Raw genomic sequence first — 18,146 nt, 5'->3', positions numbered from 1 at the left:
CTGGGTTCTCCACGTATCTTTTAAGGCAGTCGGAATGGGCGCGCTCAACCGCGGGTGGCCGGCTCGAGCGTCATCAGCACGACGTCGTTGGTGTCGAGCGGCACCGTCGCGGCGTAGCGTCCGGTGGCGTCGATCCGCACGACCCGGTCCTGCTCGGGCTTGTCCTGCGTCAGCGCCTGGAGCCGTGCGAGTTGCGAGGCGCTCAGGGCGTTCGGTAGCCCCATGTCGATATAGGCCGAATAGGCGTCGTTGTGCCGATAGCCGGTGCGATAGGTCCGCAGCCGATAACGACCGGGCGCGAGGCCCGCGAACCGCACCGCGGCGGGTGCCTGCCGCGTGCTCGGCACCAGCTTGGTGTAGAACGGGCGGTTGCTGACCTTCTGGTCGGGCTGGTGCCAGTCCCACACGACCAGGCTGGTCCGCCGCCCCTCGGTTGCCGCCCAGCTGTTGGCGTCGACGGTCGGCACGGCCTTGCCGCGGAGCGCGTTCAGATATTTGTACGCGAACCAGGCGGGCTTGCGGATGCCCTGCGGGTTCATCAGCCCGAAGCCACCCTGGAACGGCGCGGTCGGTGGGCCCGGCTCCTCGAACAGGTCGCTATAGGTCCAGTAGCTCATGCCGTGGACGATGCCCTGCACCGCCTTCAGCTTGCTGAGGATGTAGGGCGCGCTGACATAGCTGTCATGCACCGGGTCGCGCGGGGTGTAGCTGGTGCTCCATTCGGTGAAATAGAGCGGCAGGTTGGGGAATTTCGACACCGCGATCTCGGCGCGCACCTTGCGCGCGTCGGCGATGATCGCATCGGGCGCGGGGGACAGCTTGGTGTCGCTCTTGCCCTGCTCGTCGAGGAAACCGCCTTCGACGCCGTAGGTGTGCGTGGTGACGAAATCGACCGGTGCGCCGCTCCTGGCGACATGATCGAAAAATTCCGGCACCCACGCCGCTCCGGCGGTCGAAGGGCCGCCGACGCGCAGCGCCGGATCGACCGTTTTCAGCGCGCGCGCGGTCACGTCGTACAGTTCGAAATAGGCCGGCTTGTCCGCTTTCTCCCAGAATCCTTCGAGGTTTGGTTCGTTCCACACCTCGAAATACCAGCTCCGCACCTCGGCCGCGCCATAGCGCTGCTGCAGGTGGCGCGCGAACGCATCGATCAGCGCTGCCCAGCCATCGAGCCGCGGATGCGAGGTGTTGCCCTTCCAGTAGAAGATCGAGAGGTCCGAGGTCTTCAGCGCCTGCGGGGTGAAACCGAGCTCGACGAACGGCTTGATATGCCGCCGCAGCATGGCGTCATACAGCCGGTCGATCCCGGTCCAGTCGTAGACGGTGCGCCCGTTCTCGACGCGGACGGTCTTGAGCACGTCATGGAAGATCGCGTGGAAGCGCAGATAGCGGAAGCCGAGTTCGTCGGTCGCGGTCTTGAGCTGCGCCTGGCTGTCGGCGCGGATCAGCGTGCCCGGATAGTCGGAGCCGACCGACAGATCGTAGAAGCGGTCGACCGGTCCCTGCGCCTGCGCGACATCGACCATGACCACCCGCCCGGGCGATGCGACCACGGGATACGCGATCATCGTCGCTGCGGCGATTGCACCGCGCGACCCCAAAGCGATCCAACGCATCGTATCCACTCCCGAAAGTCTGCTGCCTGAGTAGCGTCACTTGCACGAAAGAGAATTCTATTGCACCAGTGAAACCAGCCCGCGGGAGAGAAAGATGACCACCTTCAGCAAGCGTGAGATCCTGAGCGGCCCGCTTGCCGCGCTCGGCGTCGGGGCGTTGGTCCGCGCCGCGCCCGCGATTGCGGCGGGCGCGCTTCCCCGCGGTCAGTTCGATTCGACACATGAGTCGCTGTCCACCTACAACCCGCCCGAATGGTTCAAGGACGCCAAGTTCGGCATCTGGGCGCATTGGGGCCCGCAGGCCGTGCCCGCGCGCGGCGACTGGTACGCGCGCTGGATGTATGTCCCGGGCCACCCGCATTACGAGCATCATCTCAAGACCTACGGCCACCCGTCGGAGCGGGGCTATAAGGACATCATCCCGCTGTGGACGGCGGAGCGCTGGGACCCCGAGGCGCTGATGGCGCGCTATGCCAAGGCGGGCGCGAAATACTTCGTGTCGATGGGCGTCCACCACGACAATTTCGACCTGTGGAATTCGAAGCACAACCGCTGGAACGCGGTTGCGATGGGCCCGAAGCGCGACGTGGTCGGCACGTGGAGGACCGCGGCCAAACGCCACGGCCTGCGCTTCGGCGTATCCGAACATCTCGGCGCGAGCCATAACTGGTGGTATCCCAACCATGGCTACGACCAGTTCTGGCCGAAGCTCGGCATCCCCTATGACGGTGCCAATCCGGCCTATGCCGATCTCTATCACGACAACCGGACCGAACCGTACCTCGACACCAAGGCGAGCTGGTACACCACCAACCCGGCCTATCATCAGCTGTGGCTGAAGCGGATCCGCGATCTGGTCGACGGCTATCAGCCCGACCTGCTCTACTCGGACGGCGGGCTGCCGTTCGGCGAAGTCGGTCGGAGTCTCGTCGCGCACCTGTACAACAGCAGCATCGCGCGTAGCGGGCGGCTCGAGGCGGTCTACAATTGCAAGGATTCCGGCACCGGCGAGTTCTTCAAGGAAGGCATGGTGCAGGACGTCGAGCGCGGCGTGCTCAAGGGCATCAACCCGCTTCCCTGGCAGACCGACACGTCGAACGGCGACTGGTTCCACAACGAAAACGAGACGTACAAGACGTCGAACCAGATCGTGACGATGCTTGCCGACATCGTCAGCAAGAACGGCAACATGCTGCTCAACGTCGTGCTGCGCGGCGACGGTTCGCTGCCGCCCGAATCCGACAGCCTGCTGACCGACCTCGCCGCCTGGATGGCGGTCAATGGCGAGGCGATCCACGGCACGCGTCCGTGGACGCAATATGGCGAGGGGCCGACCGAGGCGGTCGAGGGCATGTTCAAAGAAAAGGCCGATTATTCGCCGCGCGACATCCGCTTCACGACCAAGGGCAAGACGCTGTACGCGATCACGCTCGGCGAGCCGCGCGGGGTGACCGAGATCGCCGCCTTGCGTAGCGGCACCCCGCAGGCGCGCGGTCGCGTGGTCGGGGTCGACCTGCTCGGTGCCGGACCGGTACGGTTCCGCCAGACCGCCACGGCGCTGTCGATCGACGTCCCCGCGCGCCTGCCGACGCGCCATGCCAGTGTGTTCCGCATCCATCAGGCCTGACAGGCGCACCCCTCCCCGATTAGCGTTACGAAGGACCCAGCATGTATCGTCGTCCCACCCGCCTCGCCGGCGTAACGCTCGCGCTCGCGCTTGCGATCGGCGTCACCCCGACCGCGATCACGCCGACCGCGTTTGCGCAGAGCGCGGCGGGCCATCCCGGCTGGCCCGGCAAGGGCGAGCTGTTCGTCGGCACCTGCTATCAGCCGATCGACCGCAGCCCCGCGCAGATCCGCGCCGATATCGCGATCATGAAGGCAGCGGGCATGACGATGGTGCGGATGGGCGACCTGTCGTGGGATTCGTTCGAGCCCGAGGAAGGCCGCTTCGATTTCAAATGGTTCGACGACGTCATCGCCCAGATGCACGCCGCGGGCATCCGCGTGATCGTCGACATTCCCGGGCAACCCGCGCCGATCTGGCTGCACAAGAAATACCCCGGGGTCGACATCGTCAACCAGGACGGCGCGCGGATCAACGCCGCGAGCCGCTATTGGGACAATATCAGCGACCCCGACTATCGCCGCCTCGCCGCGCGCCTCGCGCAGAAGATGATGGAGCGGTACGCGCACAACCCGGCGGTGATCGCGCTCGGCTATGACAATGAGATCGGCAACGGGCACATGTCCTATTCGCCCGCCGATCGGACTCGCTTCGTTGCGTGGCTCAAGCGCCGCTACGGGACGATCGAGGCGCTCAACACGGCGTGGGCGACGCAGCGCTGGTCACGCCGGATCAACACCTGGGACCAGGTCGACCTGCCCTATGAACGCGGCCCGGGACCGAACGAGCGGTATCTCGACCTGCATCGGTACTGGTCGGACGACACGGTCGGCGCACTTCAGGAGCTGGAGGCAGTGCGCAAGCAATACGCCCCCAACCTGCCGGTCGCGTCCAATTTCTGGCCGAACGCGGGGTCGAAAGGCTTCGATTATCTGCGCAGCTGGGACAAGATCTCGACCTATGGCGCGCAAGGGTTTTACCCGGGCGACCCGCTCGGCGCGGCGTTCGACGTGATGTCGAACCGGGCGGGGCACGACACGCCCGTGTGGTTCAACGAATTTACCGCAGGCGGCGGCGGCTATTACGGCACGCCGGGCCGGTCGCGGATGTGGGCCTATTTCGGGTTGCTCTATTATACGCAGAGCTTCCTTGCCTGGACCTTCAATTCGCACAGCGGCGGGGAGGAACAGGCGCTGTTCGGGCTGGTCGATCATGACGGCCGGGCATCGTGGAAGGTCGACGAATTCGCGCAGATGGCGCGCGAGTTCAAGACGCTCAAGACGCTGGGCTTCCCGCGCTACGATCCGCCGCAGGTCGCCGTGAACTTTTCGTATCAAAGCTACTGGCTGACCAACCCGCCCCCCGGCCCCAATACGATGCAGGAATATTTCAAGGGTGATTACAGCAAGTTCGGGCAGGCAGCCTATCGCCCGATGTTCGAGGACAATATTGATACCGCGGTGATCGACTTCGGCCACGACGCGCTCGCGAAATACAAGCTCGCGATCCTGCCGAGCGCCTATGTGATGGACGCGCCGACCGCGGCGGCGGTCCGCAAATATGTCGCGGACGGCGGCACCGTCATCATGACCGGCTATTCGGCCAAGGTCGACGAGACCGGCAAATGGTTCGAGACGCCCCTGCCCGGTCGGCTCGGCGACGTGTTCGGCGTGCGCACCAATGCCTTCTATCGCGCCGAGCAGCCGCTCAAGGTGACCTTCAACGGCGCGACGCTGACTGGCAGCGACCCCTATTACGAGATCCTCGAACCAAGCACCGCGACTCCGCTCGCGACCTTCGCCAATACTCCGCAGAAAAGCGCCGCGATCACGATCAACCATTACGGCAAAGGCCAGGCGATCTACGTCGCGACCGCGCCGCAATCCGAACTGCTCGGTCCGCTGGTGCTGTCGCTCTATCCGTCGCTCGGCATCAAGCCCGGGCCGAAGACGCCCGCCGGCGTGGTCGCGCGCGTGGTCGAGGGGCGGACGCTGTACGTCAACACGACGCAGGCGCCGGTCAGCGTCTCGTTCGGCGGCACCAGGCGCGGATTGCTGTCGAACAAGGCGTATGCAGGCACACTCCCGCTCGCGCCCTATGGCGTCGAGGTCGTCCAGTAGCGCGCGCGGGCGCGCCGGCCCTACAGGCCGTAGAAGGCGATTGCGGCACCCCCGAACAGCTGGTCGAGATCGGCACCCGCGCGGGCGGCAAGGTGGCGTGCGTCGTCGTGCCAGCGTCGCCAGTCGTCACCCGACAGGCGGACGACCGGCCAGTCGCTCCCCCACATCAGACGCGCGCCGAACGTTTCGACGAGATGCGCGACATAGGGCATCAATGCTTCGGCTGGCTGGCCCGGCGCCTGCTCGGTCCGCAGGCCCGACAGCTTGCAGGACAGGCCCAGCCCGCCGAGCGCCGCGATATCGCCGCGCCACGGGTCGAGCGTCATCCGCGCGGCGTCGGGCTTGGCGGCATGGTCGATCACGATCGGCAGGTCGGGCCAGCGCGCGGCGAACCGCGCGAGCATCGGGAGGTGCCGCGGCTGGACCAGCGCATCGAGGCGCAGTCCCTCCACCCGCATCGCCTCGAGCGCGGGCGTCAGCGCGTCCTGCAACAGCCAGTCGGGATCGGGGATCGCCTGCAGCATCGGGCGCAGCCCGCGCAGCTTGGGGTGCCGCGCGAGCGCAGCGATGCGCACGGGCGCATCCGGCTGCAACAGGTCGACCCAGCCAACCACCGCGCGCACCAGCGGCGTGCGCGCCGCCAGCGCGAGCATCCAGTCGGTGTCGCGGTCGGTCGGCTGCGATTGCACGAGCACCGTCCCGTCGAGCGTCACCCCGGCGCTGGCGTTCCGCAGGTCGTCAGGACCGAAATCGCGGTGGATCGCGCCTTCCGCGGCGGTCGGCCATATGTGTCCCGGCGTGGCAAGCGACCAGAAATGCTGATGCGCGTCGATCAGGGGCATGATGGTTGATCAGCCAGCGCGTAGATCCGCTCTGCCTCGACCCATTTCTGCCCGTCGCGTGCAAAGGGAAGCGGCCGCTGGAAGCGGTCCATCAGCGTTTCCCATGCCTGCACGTCCGGGTCGGCGCTGTCGCGCACCGCCTTGGCGGCGAGGTCGAACTCGGGCGTGGTCTCCATCAGCATCACCAGCCGGTCGCCGACGTGCCAGATCTCCAGCGCGGTGATCCCCTCTGCCCGGATCGCGCGCGAGACCGCCGCGGGCGGGCCGCCCGGGCGATGCCAATGGCGGTACGCGGCAATCGCGGCGGGATCGTCTTGCAGGTCAAGGAGGAGGACGTGGCGCGTCCGGGTCATAGGCTCACCTCTTCATGCGCAACCCCGGCGGATCGCGCCGGGATCACCAATTGCCACCGCCAGCTCTTTCCTGCGGCAGATGCCGCCGGTATGCCCGGGCCTATACAGAGAGGACCCACGTGACGCGAACCGGACCGAAAGGCGTATATGCTGCGCCAGCGCTCGAGAAGGCGTTCGAGATCATCGAATTGCTCGCCGACTATCCGGACGGCGCGCTCGTCAGTGAAATGGCGGCCAGCCTCGGCCGCTCGGTCGGTGAATTGTTCCGCATCGTGATCGTGATGGAGCGGCTCGGCTATCTGCGCAAATCGGCGAACACCGATCGCTACACCGTGTCGTACAAGCTGCTCGAAACCGCCTATCGCGCCACACCCGCGCAGAACCTGGTGCGGGCCGCGCTGCCGCAGATGCAGGGCCTCGCGCTCGCCGCCGGACAATCGTGCCATCTGGTGGTGGCGAGCGAGGATCACGGGCTGGTCATCGCCTGCGAACAGCAACCCGGCGTCCGGGGATTCTCGCTGCGCGTCGGGGCGCGGATCGACATCGTCACCAGCTGTTCGGGGCAAGTCCTGCTTGCCTATGCCGCGCTTCGCCGGCGTGAACAGATCCTCGATGCCGTCGTCGCGCAGCGGGCGGACCCGATCGACCGCGCGCATCTGGCGGAGCGCTTCGCAACGATCCGCGCGGCGGGGCATGACAGCCGGCAAAGCCCGGTCACCTACGGCGTGACCGACATCAGCTTTCCCATCTTCGGCTTCGACGGACGCGCAATCGCGGCGCTGACGATTCCGTTTCTCGACCTCATCGACGGCTCGCAGAAGGTCGGGCTGGAGGCGGCGCGCGAGTTGCTCCGCACGACGACCGCGGCGATCTCCGATACGCTCGGCTATCCGGGCGCGCCATCGGACGCTTGATCGCGTCCCCGGCGTCGCATCGCCGGATCGGACCGGTCCCGCCACGCCGCTAGAAATATGCGATCGCCTTCAGGACGTGATCCGCCTCGGCCATCAGTTGCGGCAGGCGCGTGGGCATGTCTTCGGCGGGGAAGCTGTGGGTCTGCAACGCATCGATCGGAATATGCCCCGCCGCGATCGCCGCTATGACGTGCGCGAAGTCGCTCGCCAGCGCGTTGCGACTGGCCAGGACGCAGGTTTCGCGCTTGTGGAATTCGGGATCGGAAAAGACGAGGTTGCCCGGCGCCACCCCCACCAGCACCAGCGACCCGCCATGCGCGACATAGGCGAGGCTTTGCGTCATCGCCGCAAGCACGCCGGTCGCATCGAACACCGCGTCGAACATATCGCCATCGGTTCGCGCCGCCAACGCCGCCCCGACCTGCTCGTCGACTGGCAGAACGTCCTCGAAACCAAGCTTCGCGCGCGCATGGTCGAGCCGGGCGAAGCGCGTGTCGATCAGCGTCACCGTCGCCCCCGCGAGGCGCGCGAACAGGCCGGTGGCGATGCCGATCGGCCCCGCGCCGACGATCAGCACACGGCTCCCGGCCGCGAGCGTCGCGCGCGAGACCGCGTGTGCGCCGATCGCGAGGAACTCAATCATCGCCGCATGGTCGAGCGACAATCCCGCAACGTCGATCACCGCACTTTCGGGAACCGCGATCAGCTCACACATCCCGCCATCCTAATGGACGCCGAGCACGGAGATGGTGACGCACGCGTTCGGCTTACCCCCGCGGCACGCGATGCAGATCCCGCAGGACAGATACGGATTGATCGCGACGCGCTGGCCCGGGGTGAACGCCGAGCCTTCGGGCACCTGCTCGACCTCACCGGAAAGCTCGTGCCCCATCACGCGCGGATAAGACAGGAAGGGATGGCGTCCGGCGTAGATATGATAATCGGTGCCGCACAGGCCGATGCGCCGGATCCGGACCAGCACCTCGCTCGCGCGCGCGGACGGCGGCGGCCGATCGACGAGATCGAGGTGCTCTGGCGCTTGGCACACGATGGCTTTCACAGGTTCGGCAGCTCCGGGGAAACTCCAGCAACCTTACGAACGAGATGTCATATGTGCAACCGAACTTTGACCTGTGCAAACCGCTCGTGCTGCTCCCCCGCGACCGGGCCTCAGAGGCGTTCGTCGCTCTGTACCAGTTGCTCCGCGATCCGCCGGGCCGCGGCCAGCACCATCGCCCCGACCTGCTCGGCAGTGTGCACCGGCTCGCGCCGTTCGAGATACGGCACGGTCAGCGCAGCGGCGGCCGCCCCGCCGCGCATGATCGGCGCGGAAATGTCGGTGACGCCCGCGACCAGCGGGCTCTGCGTCAGCTCGACCTCGCGCGTGCGGACCAGATCGGCATAGGTGCGAAAGGCGTCGAGCGCGGCGGCGTCGAGCGGCGGCGCGAACAGACCCTCCCAGCGGCGGCGCACCTCCTCGGGCTGGAAGGCGTACAGGACGGCGCCGGATGCGGTCTTCGCAATCGGCCGACGATAGCCGACCCGGACCGAGAAGCCGACCTGCTCCCCCGATTCGACCCGCGCCACCACGACCATTTCGCCGCGGCTGTGGAACGCGAGGTGACAGGATTCGCCCGAATCCTGCACCAGACGCCGCATGACGGGAATCGCCAGCTCGATCAGGTTGCGGGTGCGCGGCTGCCGCATCCCCAGCGCGAACAACCGGTCGGTCAGCCGATAGCCCTCGGAGCCGGGATCCTGGTCGATATAGCCGCGGAACTGCAGCACCTGCACCATCCGGTGCAACTCGCCGCGCGACCGATCGAGCTGATCCGCGATCGCCGCGAGCGGCAGGGGATCGGTCGCATCGGCCAGCAACTCGAGGATATCGAGCCCCTTCTCCAGCGCCGGGGCCTTGTAGCGACGGTCCTCGTCTTCGAACGCGTCCATCCTGCCCCCCCTATCCAGCCAAATTATCCGACGTCGTTGCGCCGCCTCGACCATAGGATGGGCCGCGAGATTGGAAAAGGGATCGGGCGCTAGCGCCCGATCACCTTGACCAGCGTCCGGACGTCCTGCCCGCTCGGCAACTTGCCCGAGGCGGTCAGTTGCCCCCTCGCATCGTCCCAGCGCAACGTCGCGGTGCTGCCGCCCTTGCGATAGGCGTTGCTCACGCCGTCATCGTCGTACAGCGTGAAGCTGGTCGAGCGACCGGGATAGACGCGGATGCTCTCGAGCGGCTGGCGCGTCGCGGTGCTCGGGACCTGCACCCCCATCGGCACGATCGACCCGGCGCGCACGAACAGCGGGATCTTGTCGATCGGCGCGGCGGCGGTGATCGTCTGGCCACCGGGATGCCGCTCGTTGGTCCAGTAATCGTACCAGTCGGCCCCGGCGGGCAGATAGACCGATCGGCTGGTCGCGCCCTGCTCGGTCACGGGGGCGACGAGGAAGGCGGGGCCGAACATATATTCGTCGCCCATGTCGGTGACCTTGGGATCGTTCGGGAAATCCATGAACAGCCCGCGCATGAACGGTGCGCCGGTCTCATAGGTCTGGTGGCCCATCGCATAGAGATACGGCACCAGCGTGTAGCGCAGCTTCAGATATTGCGCGAGCACGGGCTCGGCCGCCTTGCCGTAATCCCAGATCGCGGTCGCCGGGCGCTGCCCGTGGATGCGCAGCGTCGGGGTGAAGGTATTGTACTGGAACCAGCGCACGAACAGCTCGGGGTAATCCGCATAGCTCGGCGCCATCGCGGTCGCGCCGGCGGGATCGAGCAACACCGGATGCTCGGCCTTGGGGCCGTTCGGATATTGCCACCCGCCCGTGTCGCTGCTCCAATACGCCAGGCCCGATGCGGTGAAGTTGAGCCCGGTCGGCACCTGGCGCTTGAGCGCTTCCCACGTCGCCTGCACGTCGGACGACCAGAACAGGCAGCCGTTGCGCTGCGTGCCAAGATAGGCCGCGCGGCACAGGATCAGGTTGCGGAAATCGGGCCGGTCCTTCGCCGATCCCTCGGCGACGCCGGCGGTGTGCACCAGCGGGAAGAGGTTGTGATACCGGTCGCCCGAGCCGATCGCGAACTGATGGCCGTCGGGGACGAGGTCGGGCTCGGTTTCGTCGAGCCAGAACCAGTCGAACCCCTGCGAGGCGATGTTGTCGCGGATGCGGTCCCAGAACCAGCCGCGCGCATCGGGATTGGTGCTGTCGAGCAGCGCGCCCGCGCGATCCGCGCGGATCGGCAGCCCGTCGACGACCGTGCCGTCGGCATCGTGGAGCAGCCAGCCCTTGGCGGCGAGCGTGTTATAGTAACGCGATTCTTTCTCGAAGCGCGGCCACACGCTGATGATGCTGTGCATGCCGAGCCCCTTGAGCTTGGCGTTCATGCCCGCAGGATCGGGGAAATAGGTGCGGTCGATGTCGAGCTGCCCCATCCGGGTCCAGTAGAACCAGTCGAGCACCATCACGTCGAGCGGATAGCCGCGGCTGCGATAGCCCTCCGCCACGCCGAGCAGTTCGGCCTGCGTCTCGTAGCGCGCCTTGCTCTGGATGAGCCCGAACGCCGCCTTGGGCGGGAGCGGCGTCTTGCCGGTCAGCCTGGCATACCCCGCGTACAGCGCATCGGTGGTATCCCCGGTGATGACGAAGAACGACACGCGCTCGCCGACTTCGGACTGCCAGTGCGTGCTGTTGTGCAGCCCCGGCGAGACCGTCGCGGTCGAGGGATTGTCCCAGACGATGCCATAGCCCTTGTTGGTGACCATGAACGGCACGCACACCGTCTCGCCGGCGGGCGCATCGTAATTGTGGCGGCAGTCGATCGTCCGCCCGCGCAGGTCGAGCCGGCCCTCCTGGTTCTGCCCGAGCCCGTAATAATGTTCGTCGAGCGGGGCGGCGAAGCTCGCGCCGACCTTGAAGGTCTTCTCGCCCGCGACGGTGTGCGGTGCCATTTCCCACCCGGTCATCTGCGTGATGAGATGGCCGTCTGCGCCCTTCACGCTGATCGACACGGGCGGCAGCGACGGCGCGAAATAGCGCTCCATCTGCGACGGTGCCTTGGGCCAGGGCTGCGCGGCGACGGTGAGCGACAGCGCCGAGGAGGCGAACACGTCGCCCGACGCATCCGCGCGGTGGCTCCAGCCCGTTGCGTCGGACTTGGCATTGGCGCCTGGCCCGGGTGCGGCATCCGCGAGGTCGCGGTCGAGCGCGATCGTGACGCGGACGATGTTGGGCGCATAAGGCTCGATCGAGACGCGGCTGCCGTTGCGGTCGAGCGAGGCCAGCGGTTCCGCCTGTGCTGCGGCGAGCGGGAGCAGCGCCGGGATCAGGGCGATGACCGCAGCGCCGGTCCACTTTGCGAGGGCGCGTTTGCGCACCGATACCATTGCCATGTCGCAGATCCTCTTCATCGATGCCGGTGGTTGACGCTTGTGCATCGTCCGGCCAGTTGCGTTCACCTATGAGCAATCGTTTCACTGGCGCAAGCGACAATGCGATTCGATTTCGGTGCCGGGACACGGCCTGCGGCCGACCGATCGCGTTGACAACCGCTCCGATGGTCGCGGCTGCGACGATACCGGCATCCCGTTACCCTTGGCGCGATCGCGTGGCTGGCATCGCGCACGCCTCCTCCCCGCAAAAGGATCTGACATGAAGAGACTGCCCGTGTTTCTCGCCGCGCTGGCGACCGCCGCGCCCGCCTTTGCGCAGTCCGTCGCGCCATCGGGTGAAGTGCCGCACATCGTCTCCCGGGGCGGCCATCATGCGCTGATCGTCGACGGCGCGCCGTTCCTGATGCTGGGCGCACAGGTCAACAATTCGAGCAATGCCGCCTCCGCCCTGCCCGCGGTGTGGCCGATGCTCGACCGGATCCATGCCAATACCGTCGAAGTGCCGATCGCCTGGCAACAGGTCGAGCCGGTCGAGGGGACGTTCGACTTCACCTTCCTGCAGACGCTGCTCGACCAGGCACGCGCGCATGACAAGCGGCTCGTCCTGCTGTGGTTCGGCGCGTACAAGAACACCGGTCCCGGCTATGCGCCCGACTGGGTCAAGCAGGACAACCGCCGTTTCCCGCGGATGAAGACGCGCGACGGCAAGGACCACGGCGTGTTCAGCCCGAATGCCCGCGCCACGCTCGAGGCGGACAAGCGCGCGTTCACCCGCTTCATCACCTATCTGCGCGACCACGACCGCCAGAACACCACGATCCTGGTACAGGTCGAGAACGAGACCGGGAGCTATGCCAACCCGCGCGATTTCGGCCCCCAGGCGCAGAGGCTTTTCATCGGCCCGGTCCCGGCCGCGCTCGGCAAGCGCGGGACGTGGTCGCAGGCGTATGGCGCACAGGCCGACCGCGCGTTCAACAGCTGGTATACCGCGGCCTATTGCAACGCGCTCGCGGTGGCGGGCAAGGCGATCAAGCCGCTGCCGATGTACGCCAACGCCGCGCTGGCCGACCCCTTCAAGGTCCCGAACCCGAACGACGTCGCGAACGGCGGTCCGCAGCAGGACGTGCTCGACATCTGGAAAGTCGCCGCGCCTGCGCTCGATTTCGAGGCACCCGACATTTACGACCGCAAGAGCGCCGACGTGTTCGCATTCCTCGACGGCTACAAGCGCCCCGACAATGCACTCGCAGTGCCCGAGATCGGCAACGCCGCCGAATATGCGCGCTTCTTCTGGGCGGCGATCGGTCGCGGCGCGATCGGCTTTTCGCCGTTCGGAATGGATTCGACCGGCTATTACAATTATCCGCTCGGCGCGATGCGGCTCGACGACGCCACGCTCGACGCCTTCGCGGTCCCCTATAAACTATTCGCCGGCATGCAGCGCGACTGGGCGAAGATCGCGTTCGAACACCCGACCTGGGGCACCGCCAAGGGCGACGATGGCGCGCCGCAGTCGACCACGTTGGGCAACTGGAAAATCACCGCGAGCTATGGTGAGTGGCAGCTCGGGCGTCGTACCGACACCTGGATCCAGTCCGTGCCGCCGCCCTGGGCGAGCGAGCCCGTCGGCGGCGCGGTCGTCGCGCAGGTCGCCCCCGACCAGTATCTCGTCGCGGGCGATCACATCCGGATCGAGTTCACGCCAGGCAAGGGCGCGCCGAAAAACGCGTTCGTGCTGCGCGTGGAGGAAGGACGGCTCGTCAAGGGAGCGTTCGTCGTCGATCGCGTGTGGAATGGCGACCAGACCGATCACGGACTCAATTTCATCGACCAACCGACGCTGCTGCGCGTGACCGTCGGGCACTACGAGTAAGACGCACGCGGACTGAAGACCCCGGCGGTGCCGGGGTCGAAGTGCCGCCCGCGCGATCAGGTGACAAACCGACGCAGTAGCGGCACGCGAATGGCAAGCAGAGCGGCGAGCGTGGACGACACGGCGACGGTCGCTCCGAGGGAAACGAACTGCCACGGGCTGGTGTCGACCGTATCCCGGAACATCCAAATGAAAATCACGTGAATGAGATATACCGCCAGGCTGATTTTGCCGAGGCTGCGCAAACGCTCCGCCAGAGCGGTCGTATTCAGGGCGCGCGCAAGGTTGAAGACCGAGGCACCATAGGGAAAGACCGACAACAGACTTTCCGCGTCGCCGATCGCCGTGTTTCCGACGATCCTGATGACGGTGTACCGCTCCACGAACATGGCAGCAATCGCCAGCGCGCAGAGCGCGAACGCCGTCGAGCCGCGCGGTGATTGCGTTCCGCGGAACAGGTAGCCGATCACCACGAACGCCGGAGCGGCAAGTTGCCGCTTGAAGTCGTCGAGGTGCGGCGGGTAGCGCGCCAGCCCGACCAGCGTGTGATAGTCGGCCAGGAACGGCCCCAGGACCGCCAACAGGACAGCGACGGCGATCGCTAGCATTCGGCCACCAAGCGCGAGCGTCACCGTCAGCGTCACCAGCCCGAACACCAGGGCGGGAAGGAACCACAGGTGGAAAGCCGGTCCGCCGTCGATCGTCATCAAGAGACGCCAATGTTCGGGCAGCTTGCCAGAAACGCGCGATGCGGCCACGAGGTACACCGCGTACCAGACCAGATAAATCGGAGCGATCCGAACGACCGGACGCGTGAGGTTGGACCAAACGCCGCGTTCCGGCCGGAAATAATAGCCGCTCGCGATGAAGAAAAACGGCACCGCGCACCGGCAGATGATGTCGATCACGACTGCCCAGCCCGGCAAACCGAACGGGCGATCCGGCCCGACCGCGACCGGCGGCAAAATGTGAATGCCGATCACCAACACCGCCATTGCGTAGCGGAACGCGTCAATCCCGCCATCGCGCGCCGGGGGCGCAACGGTCGACTTCGTATCTTCGCGCGACATCGTCGCAGACCGGAGGAACGGTTTTCTGACTGACCGGGGCATTCCCTCTCACCTGAATGCCGGACCGGAATAAACGCGAAATCAGCTTTCGCCAAGGGGTGAACGAACCCCGATCGCCCCCCTCCGCACGGCAAACGCCTTCCGCACGGGAGGTTGATCGTTGCCCCGGCTGTTCCTTCAACTGGACAACCGCCAATCGCCCGCTGGCACCCCGATTGGCCCGTCACAATCGTTTACCTATAAACACTTTGCGCATAGGTCGACAAATCAGTTGACCCGTGGGCACGGCGCGCGTAGCCGACCGCCACTGGAGACTGGCTCGACACCGTGGGTGACGCGAAGCCAGCTCGATGGGAGAGGCGCGGCACGAGCGATCGCCGAAACCTTCCCGGGTAGATTTAGGACTCTCGCGCTGGCGAGAATTTTTCATGCTGTGGAAGGAATATGAATGTCTGCTGCCGTTGAGGTCCGCCGTACCGGAACCAACAAGGCGCTGCTGCTGAGCGCGTCGATCCTGCCGTTCCTGATCGCCGCCGCCCCCGCGGTCGCGCAGACCGCCGCGACGTCGACGGCACCGTCCACCGACCAGACCACCGCGCCGACCGGCCCCGCGCTTCCGGCGAGCGACCAGTCTCCCGCCGCTGCCCCCGCGGTCGAGGCACCCGCCGCCCCCGCGGTCGGCCAGGACATCGTCGTCACCGGCGTGCGCGCGAGCCTGCGCTCCGCACAGAACATCAAGCGCAACGCCGATCAGGTCGTCGACTCGATCGTCGCCGAGGACATCGGCAAGCTGCCCGACCGCAACATCGCCGAAGCGCTGCAGCGCATCTCGGGCGTCCAGATCCAGCGCAACTTCGGCGAAGGCAGCGCGGTCGCGATCCGCGGCCTGACGCAGGTGCGCACCGAGCTCAACGGCCGTGACATCTTCACCGCGAGCGGATCGGGCAACGCGCTGAGCCTCGAGGACGTGCCCTCCGAGCTGCTCGCCGGGATCGACGTGTACAAGAACCCGTCGTCCAACCTGATCGAGGATCAGCTCAGCGGCACGATCAATTTCCGCACCCGCAAGCCGTTCGATTTCGACGGTTTCAAGATCTCGGGCTCGGTCGCCAACACCTATTACGACCTGATCGGCAAGAGCCAGCCCGCCGCATCGCTGCTGATCAGCGATCGCTGGAACACCGGCATCGGCGAGATCGGCATCCTGGCGAGCGCGTCATACCAGAAGACCAATTTCCGCCAGGACACGATCTCGACCGAGCCGTTCTACACGCTCGACCAGAGCCGCAAGGCCGATGGCACGTTCACCAGCCCGAGCGACGCCGCGACCGCAGCGCTGCTGGGCCGCACCGGCCAGACGACCACGCTGCCGCACGGCACCGGCATCGGCGAGGTCATCGGCGACCGCCGCCGCCTCGGCGTCGACGTGTCGCTGCAATGGCGCCCGAGCAGCACGCTCGAATTCACCGGCGAGTATTTTCACAACGATTATAAAATCCGCGATTATGGCTACAGCTACTTCGCCTATACCAGCGGCGCGGCGATCACGCCGCTGGCGGGGGCACCCTTCACCTACGCCCCGAATGGCGATTTCCAGAGCGGCACCTTCACCAACGTCCCGATCGGCGACAACACCTCGATCGGTTCGCGCCATTCGGTGACGAGCGATTACTCGCTCAACGGCAAGTGGAAGCCGTCGGCCAATCTGACGATCACCGGCGATTTCCAATATGTCGACTCGAAGACCAACAATCTCAACTCGATCGTCGGGCTGAGCGGCACCGCGACGACGTTGCAGCAGAACATCGCGGGCACGACCCCGTCGTTCCAGATCGCATCCGCTGCCGGTCTCGCCAACCCCGGCACCTATAGCAACGGCTTCTACCTCGACGATCTGAACAATTCCAAGGGCACCGACACGGTCGGCCGCCTCGATGGCGAATATCGCTTCAACGGGGGCATCCTCAACTCGATCAAGGTCGGGTTGCGCTATGCCAATCGTGAGAACACGACGAACGACACGGGCTATCGCTATATCGGCCTGACCGGGCCGGCGACCAACCTGACCTATGTCGACCTGAGCGACTTCTACCGCGGGCAGGCGAACCTGTTCGGCGACATCCAGGCGTTCTCGCTGCCGACCGTGCTGAACTATGACGCGACGCGCGCCGCCCTCGGCGTCACGACGACGCCGCCGTTCGCGCCGAGCGGCACCAACTCGCAGTCGCAGAAGAGCTATGCCGGTTATGCGGCCGCGTTCTTCAAGGCGAGCAACCTGCCGGTGCCGATCGACGGCAACATCGGCGTCCGTGTCGTGCGCACCCAGGCGGCGGTGGCGGGCTTCTACCAGCAGATCGACCTGATCACCGCGCCGGATGGCACTCAGTCGACCGCAGCGCCGACGTTCACCGCGATCGGCGAGACGAACAGCTACACCTCGGTGCTGCCGAGCCTCAACCTGCGCGCGCATTTGACCGAAAAGCTCCAGTTGCGCTTCGCCGCGTCGAAGAACATCTCGCGCCCGCGCTTCGATCAGGTCAATCCGGCGCTGACGATCACCGAGCCGGGCACCGCGCAGATCAACCAGCAGCACACCACCTCGAGCGGCAACCCGTTCCTCAAGCCGATGAAGTCGACCAATTTCGACGTCTCGGCCGAGTGGTATTTTTCGCGGACCGGCTCGCTCACCGTTGCTGGCTTCTACAAGGACATCTCGAACTACATCCAGACCGTCATCAACCAGCGTAACGTCACCTTCACGGACAACGTGACGGCGACCTACGACGTGACTACCTACAACAACGCCGCCAAGGCCAAGGTGAAGGGCGTCGAAGTCGCCTATCAGCAGTTCTTCGACTTCCTCCCCGGCGCGCTCAAGGGTCTGGGGGTCCAGGCCAACGCCACCTATGTCGACTCGCAGGCGCCCAGCCCCGCAAGCCAGGGCCCGGTGACGCAATTGCCGCTCGAGGGCCTGTCGAAGTACAACTTCAACCTGGTCGGCATCTACGAGCACGGGATCATCTCGGCGCGCGCGGCGTACAACTGGCGCAACAAGTTCCTGGTCACGACCTCGGCGAACGGGACCGGCAACCTGCCGATCTTCCAGAAGGCGTCGGGCCAGCTCGATGCGTCGATCACCGCGAACGTCACGCCGCACCTGTCGCTTACGGTCAACGGCACCAACCTCACCAACACGGTGCGCTCGACCTATTACGGCATCCTGACGCGCCCGCGCGATTCGATCATGAGCGATCGCCAGATCAGCGGCGTGGCGCGCATCACTTTCTAAGGTTCCCCGCCCGGCGACGGGCGGTCCAGAGGTTCCTCCCCCCCTGCC

General features: G+C 66.2%; 13 protein-coding genes. 5 read left to right on the top strand and 8 right to left on the bottom strand.

The features are described 5' to 3' along the window. Positions 1–44 precede the first annotated feature (44 nt). The gene (locus RI03_RS05825) at positions 45–1,616 is read right to left on the bottom strand and encodes a GH39 family glycosyl hydrolase (RefSeq protein ID WP_443208546.1); all 1,572 of its coding nucleotides are present in this window, start codon (positions 1,614–1,616) and stop codon (positions 45–47) included. 94 nt (positions 1,617–1,710) lie between these two features. Between RI03_RS05825 and RI03_RS05820 the strand changes: the two genes are divergently transcribed. Both RI03_RS05820 and RI03_RS05815 read left to right on the top strand, forming a co-directional pair. Next, positions 1,711–3,243: an alpha-L-fucosidase gene (locus tag RI03_RS05820; protein ID WP_010215856.1), complete on the top strand. Its 1,533-nt coding sequence runs from the start codon at positions 1,711–1,713 to the stop codon at positions 3,241–3,243. Positions 3,244–3,284: 41 nt separating this feature from the next. After that, positions 3,285–5,363 (top strand): beta-galactosidase, encoded by a 2,079-nt coding sequence (locus RI03_RS05815; protein ID WP_010215854.1) that lies wholly within the window; start codon positions 3,285–3,287, stop codon positions 5,361–5,363. A 20-nt stretch (positions 5,364–5,383) separates the two neighbouring features. On the opposite strand, the gene RI03_RS05810 is transcribed toward RI03_RS05815, so the two are convergent. Further along, positions 5,384–6,205 carry an amidohydrolase family protein gene (locus RI03_RS05810; protein WP_010215853.1) on the bottom strand — a complete coding sequence of 274 codons (822 nt, stop codon included), beginning with the start codon at positions 6,203–6,205 and terminating at the stop codon, positions 5,384–5,386. Further along, positions 6,196–6,558, bottom strand: a complete 363-nt coding sequence (locus tag RI03_RS05805) for an L-rhamnose mutarotase (protein ID WP_010215850.1) — start codon at positions 6,556–6,558, stop codon at positions 6,196–6,198. The genes RI03_RS05810 and RI03_RS05805 overlap by 10 nt, the downstream gene beginning before the upstream one ends. A gap of 119 nt (positions 6,559–6,677) precedes the next feature. Between RI03_RS05805 and RI03_RS05800 the strand changes: the two genes are divergently transcribed. After that, positions 6,678–7,472 (top strand): IclR family transcriptional regulator, encoded by a 795-nt coding sequence (locus RI03_RS05800; protein ID WP_010215848.1) that lies wholly within the window; start codon positions 6,678–6,680, stop codon positions 7,470–7,472. 49 nt (positions 7,473–7,521) lie between these two features. Here the strand turns inward: RI03_RS05800 and RI03_RS05795 are convergent, their stop codons facing one another. From RI03_RS05795 to RI03_RS05785, 4 genes are all read right to left on the bottom strand, one after another. Further along, positions 7,522–8,187: a zinc-binding dehydrogenase gene (locus RI03_RS05795; RefSeq protein WP_010215847.1), complete on the bottom strand. Its 666-nt coding sequence runs from the start codon at positions 8,185–8,187 to the stop codon at positions 7,522–7,524. Positions 8,188–8,196: 9 nt separating this feature from the next. Next, positions 8,197–8,520 (bottom strand): alcohol dehydrogenase catalytic domain-containing protein, encoded by a 324-nt coding sequence (locus tag RI03_RS24550; RefSeq protein WP_238542287.1) that lies wholly within the window; start codon positions 8,518–8,520, stop codon positions 8,197–8,199. A gap of 122 nt (positions 8,521–8,642) precedes the next feature. Next, on the bottom strand, positions 8,643–9,422 hold the full coding sequence (locus RI03_RS05790) for an IclR family transcriptional regulator (protein ID WP_010215845.1): 780 nt from the start codon (positions 9,420–9,422) through the stop codon (positions 8,643–8,645). Positions 9,423–9,511: 89 nt separating this feature from the next. Beyond that, positions 9,512–11,866: a glycoside hydrolase family 31 protein gene (locus RI03_RS05785; protein WP_010215843.1), complete on the bottom strand. Its 2,355-nt coding sequence runs from the start codon at positions 11,864–11,866 to the stop codon at positions 9,512–9,514. A gap of 259 nt (positions 11,867–12,125) precedes the next feature. On the opposite strand from RI03_RS05785, the gene RI03_RS05780 reads away from it, so the two are divergent. After that, positions 12,126–13,739 carry a DUF5597 domain-containing protein gene (locus tag RI03_RS05780; RefSeq protein WP_026046484.1) on the top strand — a complete coding sequence of 538 codons (1,614 nt, stop codon included), beginning with the start codon at positions 12,126–12,128 and terminating at the stop codon, positions 13,737–13,739. Between the two features lie 56 nt (positions 13,740–13,795). Here RI03_RS05780 and RI03_RS05775 read toward each other — a convergent pair whose 3' ends face one another. After that, complete coding sequence (locus RI03_RS05775) at positions 13,796–14,809, bottom strand: acyltransferase (protein WP_010215841.1); 1,014 nt, start codon at positions 14,807–14,809, stop codon at positions 13,796–13,798. Positions 14,810–15,257: 448 nt separating this feature from the next. Between RI03_RS05775 and RI03_RS05770 the strand changes: the two genes are divergently transcribed. Next, complete coding sequence (locus RI03_RS05770; protein WP_010215840.1) at positions 15,258–18,098, top strand: TonB-dependent receptor; 2,841 nt, start codon at positions 15,258–15,260, stop codon at positions 18,096–18,098. Positions 18,099–18,146: the final 48 nt, after the last annotated feature.

This window comes from Sphingomonas sp. PAMC 26621 (assembly GCF_000251145.1).
GTDB lineage: Bacteria > Pseudomonadota > Alphaproteobacteria > Sphingomonadales > Sphingomonadaceae > Sphingomonas.
Note: the sequence above shows the minus strand (reverse complement) of the source record. Positions and strands in the feature narration are given on the sequence as shown.

What these genes read in the sequence shown, in the direction of transcription:
- RI03_RS05825 (WP_443208546.1), bottom strand. Translation starts at nt 1,616, where the DNA reads ATGCGTTGGATCGCTTTGGGGTCGCGCGGTGCAATCGCCGCAGCGACG.
- RI03_RS05820 (WP_010215856.1), top strand. Translation starts at nt 1,711, where the DNA reads ATGACCACCTTCAGCAAGCGTGAGATCCTGAGCGGCCCGCTTGCCGCG.
- RI03_RS05815 (WP_010215854.1), top strand. Translation starts at nt 3,285, where the DNA reads ATGTATCGTCGTCCCACCCGCCTCGCCGGCGTAACGCTCGCGCTCGCG.
- RI03_RS05810 (WP_010215853.1), bottom strand. Translation starts at nt 6,205, where the DNA reads ATGCCCCTGATCGACGCGCATCAGCATTTCTGGTCGCTTGCCACGCCG.
- RI03_RS05805 (WP_010215850.1), bottom strand. Translation starts at nt 6,558, where the DNA reads ATGACCCGGACGCGCCACGTCCTCCTCCTTGACCTGCAAGACGATCCC.
- RI03_RS05795 (WP_010215847.1), bottom strand. Translation starts at nt 8,187, where the DNA reads ATGTGTGAGCTGATCGCGGTTCCCGAAAGTGCGGTGATCGACGTTGCG.
- RI03_RS05790 (WP_010215845.1), bottom strand. Translation starts at nt 9,422, where the DNA reads ATGGACGCGTTCGAAGACGAGGACCGTCGCTACAAGGCCCCGGCGCTG.
- RI03_RS05785 (WP_010215843.1), bottom strand. Translation starts at nt 11,866, where the DNA reads ATGGCAATGGTATCGGTGCGCAAACGCGCCCTCGCAAAGTGGACCGGC.
- RI03_RS05780 (WP_026046484.1), top strand. Translation starts at nt 12,126, where the DNA reads ATGAAGAGACTGCCCGTGTTTCTCGCCGCGCTGGCGACCGCCGCGCCC.
- RI03_RS05775 (WP_010215841.1), bottom strand. Translation starts at nt 14,809, where the DNA reads ATGTCGCGCGAAGATACGAAGTCGACCGTTGCGCCCCCGGCGCGCGAT.
- RI03_RS05770 (WP_010215840.1), top strand. Translation starts at nt 15,258, where the DNA reads ATGTCTGCTGCCGTTGAGGTCCGCCGTACCGGAACCAACAAGGCGCTG.